Origin of the sequence: Vulcanococcus sp. (assembly GCF_044369115.1) — a bacterium.
Classification (GTDB): Bacteria; Cyanobacteriota; Cyanobacteriia; order PCC-6307; family Cyanobiaceae; genus Vulcanococcus.
This window is the reverse complement of sequence record NZ_JBIPMN010000252.1, coordinates 1-2,641: the sequence shown is the minus strand read 5'-3', so window position 1 is coordinate 2,641 and position 2,641 is coordinate 1. Positions and strand designations below refer to the sequence as shown.

Genomic DNA, 2,641 nt, shown 5'->3' with positions numbered 1-2,641 from the left:
AGTTGTTGAGCGTTCCAGCCCCCCTCGAGTTGGCGTAACGGATGCTGTGCTGGCAGCGCTGCGAGCAGCTCAGCTCGACCGGCGGATAGCAGCAGCGTGCCAAGGCGCTGCCTCACAATCGCCGCTAGCCGTTCCGGTGCCAGCTGTTCGCGCACGGCATCGCGCCCCCGTTCGCCCAGGATTGTTGCCTGGGTGGGTTGTTCAGCCAGGCGACGCAGGGCTCTGGCTGCCGACTCCAGGTCGGGCTCGGCCCATCGCCAACCAGCGCGGTAGTCGCCCTCCGTGCGCTTGATCGGCGAGAGGGTATAGGGGATCAGTTCAGCACTGCCTGGAGGCATGAAATCGAGATTGCCGGAGTAGCCAGTGGCCACCACTGGGACCCCTGCGGCCATGGCTTCAGCCAGCGAGAGCCCAAAGCCCTCTGCGCGATGCAGGCTCACCAGCGCGTCAGTGCTGGCATACAGCGCGTCGAACTCATGGGCCGACAGATGCTCGCTGATCAGGCTGATGCGGGAGTCACTGGCGATCCGTTCGCGCAGTGCAGCTGTGGCCTGCGGAAATTGCTTGCTGCTGGCCAATTTGAGAACAAGACGGGCCTCCGGGCTGCGTTGCAGCCAACTCTGGCGGCGTGGAAAGGCCTGCTGGAAGGCATCGATCACGCCGTAGGGGTTCTTGCGACCCACAGTGCTCCAGAAATCAAAGGCAAACAGGCAAGTGAAGGGGCGCCCCCCCCGCGGCGTGGCAGCCCGCAGGGCCCGCAACCGCTCCGCCCGGGGCCAGTCGAGCAGGTGAGGCAGTGGGCTGACGGGCACTGGACTGCGCAGGCCCAGGCTGGTGGCTGTGAAGGACGACGGGCACCACAGCTGATCGAGGCCTGCAAAGCCCCGCTCCCAGCCATGGGGGAACTGCTCCAACTCCCAGGCCCAGTAGCCGATGCGCAGCGGGGCCTCCAGCTGCAGCCGCTCGACCAAGCCGTCGGTGTGCTGCAGCACGTTGGGATTGGTGTGGATCAGATCGATCGCTGCCGGCAGCGGTTTCTGGCTGCTGTCCAGCAATGGCTGATCATTCGGATGGGTGGAGAGCGGCAGATCGCGCCACTGCACAATCACACCGGCAGCCTTCAGGGCCCGGGCCGTGGCCCGGGCCCCCTCACCCAGCCCGAAGCCCCCGCTGAGATGTCCCCAGAGGTTGAGGCGTAGGCCGACGTTCGACACGGAGGAGTTCACCAATAGCGGCAAACTAAACGCCAATGCCCGCGGAACATGCCATGCAGGTGATCCATCTCAATGGTGAGACGCCGCCGGAATGGGAGCCCTTTGGCCAGCGCTGGCGGCAGTGGCGCCAGCGCTGCGATCGGCGCCATTGGTCGACCAGTTGGCAGGGTCAGGCCTGGCTGGCAGGGCAGCTGGTGTTCCCCTCTCCCTGGGGGGACGGGGAGTTGGCCACCCAGCTGAGTGTGCGAAAAGGGCTTGTGTTCGGCTATGTGCTGCAGCACCGAGATCGCCGGGCCCTGCTGTTGCCTGGTTGGCTGGGCGGTGGCCACGAGCTGGAGGCTCTCTACCTGCTGAGGGAGCAGGTGTTGTTGTTGCTTCCCAGTTCCCTGGCGCCAGCTCAATGGTTTCTGTTGGCCCTAGCTGAACTGCTGCCGCAGCTGGCCACCAGCAAACCCTGGCCCGATGTGCTCGATGACCAGCGGAATCGGCAGCTGATCCTCGAGGGCCATCCAAACTTTGCCCATCAGCTGCTGAATGTGCTCTCGGCCCTGGAGGAACTGGCTGGCAGCCAAGCCCCCCTGCAGTGGCTGGGCCAGGAACCGTTTGGGCCTGTGCGTGCGCTCCACCCCTCATGCAACTGGTGCGGGTCCGCTGATGTGATGGTGCTTGGGGAGGTGTTTGAGCTGCCCTTGAGCCAGCGGCCTGAGCGGCTCCCCGGGGCCATGCGTCAGCGCATCCGCCTGTTCTGTGAGCAGAGCCTGGGCCCCAGCGCCCACGCTCTGCTGGACGGCCTGAAGGCCTGGCGAGCTGGTGGCGGCCGCGTGCTGTGGGTAAGCCTCAAAACACGGGGAGCCTGCGCTGATGGCTTGCCGGCCCTGGTGGCCGCCTGGATGCGGGAACTGGCCCAGCGCGGGCAGCCTTTGCCACTGTTGCTGCTGGATGGCTTCTCGATCCAGCACGGCGACACGTTGGCCAACCACTACTACGGCTCCAGCGTGGCGGAGATGCTGGAGGAAGAGCGGCAGCAGGCCGTCGAGATCAGGACTGCCCTGGATGGATTGGAGCTGCCGGTGCAGGAGGCCATCGGCCTGAGCCTGGCGGAGAGCATTGCCCTGGGCCAGGCTGCAGATGGCTATCTCTGCCATCAGGGAACGGTGCAGCACAAGCTGGGCTGGTGTCAGGAGGTTGTGCCGGGGGTGGTGCATTCGGGCAGTTGGCGCAGCCGGGAAGGCCGCCATCCCTGGGGAGGGCTGGGGGGCCTTGAGCCTTTGTGGCTACCCACGCACTTCAGCGAAGACCTGGAGGAGGGCCCTCGGGCTCGCTACCGGTTCCGCAGTGATCGGCTGCAGGACGCCGCCAGCTGGTTGGCCGATCAATGGCACTGGAGAACCGATGGCTGACCGATCGCTGCAAGAAGAAGCCGCAGC

At 66.0% G+C, this 2,641-nt stretch carries 2 protein-coding genes; one reads left to right on the top strand and one right to left on the bottom strand.

Annotated features, from left to right (window positions below; genetic code table 11):
- On the bottom strand, window positions 1-1,214 hold a 1,214-nt coding region (locus ACIQ2E_RS14070), incomplete at its 3' end, for a glycosyltransferase family 4 protein (RefSeq protein WP_398331871.1).
- Between the two features lie 53 nt (window positions 1,215-1,267).
- Between ACIQ2E_RS14070 and ACIQ2E_RS14065 the strand changes: the two genes are divergently transcribed.
- Window positions 1,268-2,614, top strand: coding sequence for a hypothetical protein (locus ACIQ2E_RS14065; protein ID WP_398331868.1), 1,347 nt, complete (start codon window positions 1,268-1,270; stop codon window positions 2,612-2,614).
- Window positions 2,615-2,641: the final 27 nt, after the last annotated feature.